The organism is Brevundimonas sp. (assembly GCF_018608325.1).
In the GTDB taxonomy this organism is placed as follows: Bacteria; Pseudomonadota; Alphaproteobacteria; order Caulobacterales; family Caulobacteraceae; genus Brevundimonas.
The window spans coordinates 1-7,191 of the sequence record NZ_JABAZW010000119.1 but is presented as its reverse complement, the minus strand read 5'-3'; the positions used below and the strand labels follow the sequence as shown (position 1 = coordinate 7,191).

5 protein-coding genes and 1 pseudogene are annotated in these 7,191 nt (G+C 65.6%); 4 read left to right on the top strand and 2 right to left on the bottom strand.

Features of this window, described 5'->3' with window-relative positions; translation table 11 throughout:
* The 3 genes and pseudogenes from QZ281_RS11965 to QZ281_RS11955 all read left to right on the top strand — a co-directional run.
* A partial coding sequence (locus QZ281_RS11965; protein WP_363297867.1) for a peptidase M61 occupies window positions 1-1,912 on the top strand: 1,912 nt, incomplete at its 5' end.
* Window positions 1,913-2,185: 273 nt separating this feature from the next.
* Complete coding sequence (locus QZ281_RS11960; RefSeq protein ID WP_292228636.1) at window positions 2,186-4,162, top strand: peptidase M61; 1,977 nt, start codon at window positions 2,186-2,188, stop codon at window positions 4,160-4,162.
* A gap of 17 nt (window positions 4,163-4,179) precedes the next feature.
* Window positions 4,180-4,674, top strand: a pseudogene (locus QZ281_RS11955) (PHB depolymerase family esterase); the annotation flags it as partial.
* 522 nt (window positions 4,675-5,196) lie between these two features.
* Here QZ281_RS11955 and rplL read toward each other — a convergent pair.
* Together rplL and rplJ are read right to left on the bottom strand one after the other, a co-directional pair.
* Window positions 5,197-5,580, bottom strand: a complete 384-nt coding sequence (gene rplL / locus QZ281_RS11950; RefSeq protein WP_292228638.1) for a 50S ribosomal protein L7/L12 — start codon at window positions 5,578-5,580, stop codon at window positions 5,197-5,199.
* A 62-nt stretch (window positions 5,581-5,642) separates the two neighbouring features.
* Window positions 5,643-6,158, bottom strand: a complete 516-nt coding sequence (gene rplJ, locus QZ281_RS11945; protein WP_292228634.1) for a 50S ribosomal protein L10 — start codon at window positions 6,156-6,158, stop codon at window positions 5,643-5,645.
* Between the two features lie 317 nt (window positions 6,159-6,475).
* On the opposite strand from rplJ, the gene QZ281_RS11940 reads away from it, so the two are divergent.
* Window positions 6,476-7,183 carry a glutathione S-transferase gene (locus QZ281_RS11940; protein ID WP_292228632.1) on the top strand — a complete coding sequence of 236 codons (708 nt, stop codon included), beginning with the start codon at window positions 6,476-6,478 and terminating at the stop codon, window positions 7,181-7,183.
* Window positions 7,184-7,191: the final 8 nt, after the last annotated feature.

Below are 7,191 nucleotides of genomic sequence, written 5' to 3'. Positions count from 1 at the left end.
CGCCCCCGCTGCTTTCGCCCCCGCGGCCATGGCCCAGGACGCGTCGACCTATCCGCCTGCCCTGCCCGCGCCCCAGCCCGCCATCCCGGCGGTGCGCGATGTCGCCTATCCCGGCGTCATCAAGCTGGACGTGGACGCCACCAATCTGAACCAGCGCATCTTCTCGGTGACCGAGACGATCCCCGTCGCCAGCGCCGGTCCCCTGACCCTGTTCTTCCCCGAATGGCTGCCGGGCAATCACGGCCCCGTCGGCCCGGTCGCCCAGCTGGCAGGCATTGAGATCACCGCCAACGGCCAGCGGGTGGAATGGGTGCGCGATACGCTCCATCCCCTCGCCTACCACCTGACAGTCCCGGCGGGTGCATCCGAGATCATCGTGAAGATGCAGCACCTGTCGCCGACGACCGGCAATCAGGGCCGCATCACCATGACGCCGGAAATGCTGAACGTGCAGTGGGAGAAGATGCTGCTCTATCCCGCCGGTCACTGGTCGCGGAACATCACGCTTCAGCCCACGGTCAAGCTGCCGACCGGCTGGCGCTTCGGCACGGCGCTGGAACCGCTAGAGAAGAACGGCGACGTCCAGAGCTTCAAGCCCGTCAATCTGGAAGTCCTGATCGACAGCCCGATCTTCGCGGGCGTCCACTATCGCCAGATCGACCTTGATCCGGGCGGCCGCTCGCCGGTCCGCGCCAACTTCGTCGCCGATAATCCCGCCAGCCTGGCCGCCACCGATGAGCAGATCCAGATTCTGCGCAATCTGGTCGTCCAGATGGACCGCCTGTACGGCGCGCGCCACTTCGACCACTACGACTTCCTGATCGCCATGACCGACAAGCTGGGCGGCATCGGGCTGGAGCATCACCGCAGTTCCGAAAACTCGGTCGATCCGGCCTTCTTCACCGGCTGGGCCACGCATCTGTCTGATCGCGACCTGCTCAGCCACGAGATGAACCACTCGTGGGACGGCAAATGGCGCCGCCCCGCCGACCAGTACGTCCCCAACTTCAACAGCCCGCTGCAGAACAGCCTGCTGTGGGTCTATGAGGGTCAGACGCAGTATTATGGTCAGGTCGTCGCCGCCCGTTCGGGCCTGCTGACCAAGCAGCAGGCATTGGACTCGCTGGCCATCACCGCCGCCACCTTCGACAACCGCGTCAGCCGCGAATGGCGCGCCCTGCAGGACACCACCAACGACCCGATCATCAGCCAGCGCCAGCCCAAGGGCTGGCTGTCGTGGCAGCGGGACGGGGACTATTATTCGGAAGGCCAGCTGATCTGGCTGGATGTCGACACCACGATCCGGGAAAAGACCAACGGCCGCAAATCCCTCGATGACTTCGCCAAGGCCTTCTACGGCGTCGAGGACGGCAGCTATGATCCGAAACCCTATACGTTCGAGGACGTGGTCGCGGCCCTGAACGGCGTCGTCGCCAACGATTGGGCCAGCTTCCTGCGCACCCGTCTGGACGGACACGGTCCCGGCGCGCCGCTGGACGGCCTGACGCGCGGCGGCTGGCGTCTGACCTATACGGACACCCCGACCGACTATCAGAAGACCCTGTTCACCGAGTTGAAGCGCAACGACTACACCTATTCGCTGGGCATCCAGACGACGGGCGCCAATGTCATCCGCGCGCTTCAGTGGAACAGCCCCGCCTTCAAGGCCGGTCTGTCCGTCGGCATGGAGATCGTCGCCGTCAATGGCGAGGCGGCCAACGCCGACCGCATCAACGCCGCCATCACCGCAGCGAAAGATCCGGCCAGGACTGTCGATCTGATCGTCAAGGACGGCGACCGCTATCGCACCGTCAGCTTCGACTACCACGACGGCCTGCGCTACCCGCGCCTGGAGCGCATCCCCGGCACACCCGACCGCCTTGGCGACATCCTGACGCCGCGCACGCGATAGGATCAATGACCATAGACTGACCTCACGGCTCGTCATTCCGGGGCGTCCGAAGGACGAACCCGGAACCCCGGAGTTTGGCATCCAGCGCCAGACGCATTCAGCGGCGGCATCGCAGCCCTGGGTTCCGGGTTCTTCGCTTCGCTCAGCCCCGGAATGACGGTTTCGGGCTGAGTGTCGTTTGGACTTCGGACAAGGGCCTCGCGGCCTTCTGTCCCTTGACGCCGCCCGCGACGCCCACGACGGTGCAGCTCTGCTGCAATACCGGATGACCTGATGTCGCGTTCACGCCTGCCCGCCGCCTGCCTCGCCCTTCTGCTGACGGGCGCCGCCGTCCCGGCTCTGGCGCACAGCTTCCAGTCCACGCCGATCATCGCCGACGCGACCCAGGCGTCTCTGGCCCTGCCCCGCGCCCAGCCCGCCATTCCGGTTCCGCTGGATACGCCCTATCCCGGCGTCATCCAGTACCGCGCCGACGTCACCGACGTGGACCGCCGCATCGTCAATGTGACCCAGACCATTCCGGTCGCGCAGGCCGGGCCGCTGACCCTGCTCTATCCGAAATACCTGCCGGGCAACCACGCTGCGACCGGCCCGATCCAACTGATCTCGGGCCTGACCGTGACCGCCAATGGCCAGCGGATTGAGTGGCAGCGCGACACCCTGGACCCTTACGCCTTCCATCTGGACATCCCCGCAGGCGTCAGCAGCATCGACGTCGCCTTCCAGTGGCTGACCCAGCCGGACAACGCCAACTGGCGCGTCACCATGACCCCGGCTCTGGTCAATCTGCAGTGGGAAAAGGCCATCCTCTATCCGGCGGGCTATTACAGCCGCCAGATTCAGGTCGCCCCCTCCATCGTCCTGCCCGCGGGCTGGCAGTACGGCACCGCCCTGTCCACCGCCGCGCGTGAGGGCGATGTGGCGCGGTTCGAGACGACCGACCTCTACACCCTGATCGACAGTCCGGTCTTCGCAGGCGCCCACTATCGCCGCGTCGACATCGACCCGAGCGGGGACCGTGTTCACCTGAACATCCTGGCCGACGAGGCCAAGGGGCTGGCCGCCACGGATGAGCAGCTCAAACTGTTCGAGAACATGGTCCAGCAGGCCGACCGCCTGTTCGGCGCGCGCCACTTCGACCGTTATGAGTTCCTGTTCGCTCTGACCAACCAGTTGGGCGGCATCGGGCTGGAGCATCATCGCAGTTCCGAGAACAGCGGCGCCCCCGACTTCTTCACCAACTGGTCCAAGAGCGAAGGCGACCGGGGCCTGCTGCCCCACGAATACACCCACTCGTGGAACGGCAAGTTCATGCGTCCGGCGGACGAACTGACCGCCAACCACAACATCCCGACCCAGAACACCCTGCTGTGGGTCTATGAGGGTCAGACCGAATACTGGGGCGACGTCCTGGCCGCCCGTGCGGGCCTGCACAGCCGCGAAGTGGCGCTGGCCACCCTGGCCACCATCGCCGCCTTCTATGACAACCAGCCCGGCCGTGAATGGCGCGCGCTTCAGGACGTCAACAACCACAATCTGCTGGGCTACCGCGTGCCGGGCCAGTTCACATCGTGGATGCGCGGCACCGGCGACTATTACCGCGAAAGCGCACTGATCTGGCTGGACGCCGACACCCTGATCCGCGAGGGCACCAACAACCGCAAATCCCTGGATGACTTCGCCCGCGCCTTCTTCGGCCACGACGACGGCCAGTGGGCGCCGCAGGGCTATACGTTCGAACAGGTCGTCGCGGCCCTGAACGCCGTCTATCCTCACGACTGGACCAGCTTCCTGCGCGGACGGCTGGACGCCGTCGGCCCCGACGCTCACGCCCCTCTGGCGGGCATCACGCGCGGTGGCTACCGGCTGACCTACACCGACACGCCGTCGGCGGCGGAAAAGGCGGTCCAGACCGGCTGGGCCAATGATTTCCAGTATTCGCTGGGCTTCACCCTCAGTGGCGACCGCATGACCAATATCCGTTGGGGCGGGCCCGCGTTCGAGCAGCGCATCGGCGCAGGGTGGCAGTTGGTCGCCGTCAATGGCGTCGCCGGGTCCGCCGAGGCTCTGCGCAACGCCGTGACCGCCGCCAAGGGCACGGACGCCAGCATCGAACTGCTGATCAAGTCCGGCGACCGATTCCGCACTGTCGCCTTCGACTACCACGACGGCCTGCGCTACCCGCGTCTGGAGCGGATCGAGGGAACCCCCGACCGCCTCGGCGCCATCCTGACGCCCCGCAGCCGCTGAACCGCAGGAACACGGTCATGATCGGACGACTTCTCACCGCCTTCTCGGTCATGACCGGCCTTGTGGGCTTCGCCTCGGCGGCTCAGGCCGCCTGCACGGTGGCCGAACCGGGCGTGACCAAGGCCGTCGCCATGGGGCCGAACCGCCGCACGGTTCAGTTGCACCTACCCAAGGGTTTTGATCCCAACCGGCCTGCGCCTCTGGTCTTCCTGCTGCACGGCAGCGGCGGGACCGGCGCCTCCATGCTGGCCTCATCCAATCTGGCCGAGGCCGCCGACCGTCACGGCTTTATTGTCGCCTCACCTGATGCAGGCATTCCGGTCGAGCGCAGCTTTGTCTGGAACGTGCCGGGCGTGCCGACCATCACCGGCGCCATTCCCGGCCCGGAAGCCGCCGACGACGTGGCCTTTCTTCTGGCGACGGCAGATGAACTGGCGGCCCAAGGGTGCGCGGACATCAGCCGCGTCTATGCGACCGGTCTATCGGGCGGCGGAAGGATGACCTCATGGCTGGGCTGCGTCGCCGCCGACCGGATCGCCGCCATCGCCCCTGTCGTGGGTCTGCGCGCCGGCAATCCGCGCAAGGAAGACCCGACCGAGCCCGATCCCGCGACCTGTCATCCCACACGCCCCATGCCGGTCATCGCCTTTGCAGGCGACGCCGACACGACCAACCCCATCCAGGGCGGCGGCGCCCCGTACTGGAGCTACACCATGCACGCCGCCGAACAGCGCTGGGCTCAGTTGAACGGCTGCACCCGGACACAGCCCACCGCATGGGTCACGCCGCACGTCTATCAGGAGGGCTACAGCGCCTGCCGCGACGGCGCCGACGTCATCGGCCGCATCACGGCAGGCATAGCTGGGTCGTCGACAACGACGCCCTATGGGCCTTCTTCGCACCGCGTTCGCGACCGCAGGGCTGACAGCCCCCAAGGCTCTCAAGCCGCACAGCGCGCCAGGCCCCGAAACAAGAAAAGGCCCCGAGGTTTCCCTCGGGGCCTTTCCGATCTTCAGCAGATGCTGAGAACCAGATTACTTGATCTGGATCTTCGCGCCGGCTTCCGTCAGCTTCTTGGCGATTTCGTCGGCGGTTTGCTTCGAAACGTTTTCGACGACGTTCTGCGGAGCGCCTTCGACCAGGTCCTTGGCTTCCTTCAGACCCAGGTCCGAACGCACGCCACGGACTTCCTTGATGACGTTGATCTTCTTGTCGCCGCCGTCCACCAGGACAACGGTGAACTCGGTTTGCTCTTCAGCAGCTTCAGCCGGGGCAGCAGCGCCGCCAGCCGGGGCAGCGAAAGCAACCGGAGCAGCGGCGGAAACGCCCCACTTTTCTTCCAGCAGCTTGGACAGTTCAGCAGCTTCCAGAACGGTCAGTGCGGACAGGTCTTCGACGATCTTGGCGAGGTCGGCCATTGTCAGTTTTCCTTCGGAGGATTGGTTTTAGAGAGTGATGCAGAGATGAAAGGCTGGGCCGCTTACGCGGCTTCCTTGGTGGCGTAGGCGTTGAACACGCGAGCCAGCTGACCGGCGGGTGCTTGCAGCACGCCAGCGATCTTGGTCGCAGGCGCGTTGAGCAGGCCGATGAGTTGACCGCGAACCTCGTCCAGCGTCGGGAGCTTGGAAAGAACTTCCACGCCCTTAACGTCGACGACGGTTTCGCCCATGAAGCCGCCGATGATCTTGAAGCGATCATTGGTCTTGGCGAACTCGGTGACGACCTTGGCGGCCGTACCGGGGTTCTCGGCGTATGCGATGCCCACGGGGCCCTTGAACAGGCCGTGGTATTCGCTGCCTTCTTCGGCTTCGAGCGCCTTCAGCGCCAGGCGGTTCTTGACCACCTTGAACGCGCCGCCTTCTTTACGAAGACGGCCACGCAGATCTTCCATTTCCGCAACGGTCAGGCCCAGGTTGTGGGCCACGACCACGCTGCCGGCGTCGGCGAACACGCCCTTGAGCGATTCGATAGACTCGGCTTTTTGTGCGCGATCCATTGCGGTCTCCAGTCTTGGTATTCGCCGACGGGCTTATTCCCGACGACGGATTGGCCAAAGCGCCATGCATCGCTGCAAAGCGTTCAAGCCGGTCGTATTGTCCGAAGGATGCGTCTGACGGCGTCCGTCCCGGAGTGCGGGCCGATACGCGGCAAGTTCGCGTCCCCATCTCCCCACGGCGTCAGAAGGCTCTCTGACAGTTACGGCCTGGGTGACCCCCACGCCCCGAAGTTCTCGGACAGGACCGTCAGAAGATGAACTTCCAACGGGAAGCGGCGCTCTTACAGGGACCGATCACATAAATCAAGGCGCAGACCATGGCCTACGAACTCTATTACTGGCCCACGATCCAGGGACGCGGCGAGTTCATCCGCCTGGCGTTCGAGGCGGCGGGCGCAGACTATGTCGATGTCTCGCGTCAGGATGACGGCAAGGCGATGATGGCGCTGATGCAGGACGCGGCCATGCCGCCCTTCGCCCCGCCCTTCGTCCGGCTGGACGACCGGACCGTGGCCCAGGTCTCCGCCATCCTCGCCTGGCTCGGCCCGCAACTGGGTCTGGCGCCGGATGATGCGGCCGAACGCGCCTGGCTGGACCAGATTCAACTCACCTTCGCCGATCTGGTGGCCGAGGTGCACGACACCCACCACCCCATCGACATGATGGCCTATTACGATGACCAGAAGCCCGAGGCCGCCCGCCACGCCAGGGCCTTCCGCGAGCACCGCATCCCGAAATTCCTGGGCTGGGCCGAACAGGTTCTGGCCCGCAATCCATCAGGCTCCGACTGGCTGGTCGGGGGTCGCCTGACCTATGCCGACCTGTCGCTGTTTCAGGTGGTCGAGGGCCTGATCTACGCCTTTCCCAAGGCCGCCGCGCGCGCGTTGAAAACCACCCCCAATGTTACGGCGCTCAGCGACCGCGTCGCGGCCCTGCCCCGCATCCGCGCCTATCTGCACAGCCCGCGCCGCATTCCGTTCAACCAGGACGGCATCTTCCGACGTTACCCCGAACTGGACGGCTGAGGTTCAGC

Bases quoted from the DNA above. Each gene is read 5' to 3' on its own strand.
- QZ281_RS11960 (WP_292228636.1), top strand. From the start codon at position 2,186: ATGTCGCGTTCACGCCTGCCCGCCGCCTGCCTCGCCCTTCTGCTGACG.
- rplL (WP_292228638.1), bottom strand. From the start codon at position 5,580: ATGGCCGACCTCGCCAAGATCGTCGAAGACCTGTCCGCACTGACCGTT.
- rplJ (WP_292228634.1), bottom strand. From the start codon at position 6,158: ATGGATCGCGCACAAAAAGCCGAGTCTATCGAATCGCTCAAGGGCGTG.
- QZ281_RS11940 (WP_292228632.1), top strand. From the start codon at position 6,476: ATGGCCTACGAACTCTATTACTGGCCCACGATCCAGGGACGCGGCGAG.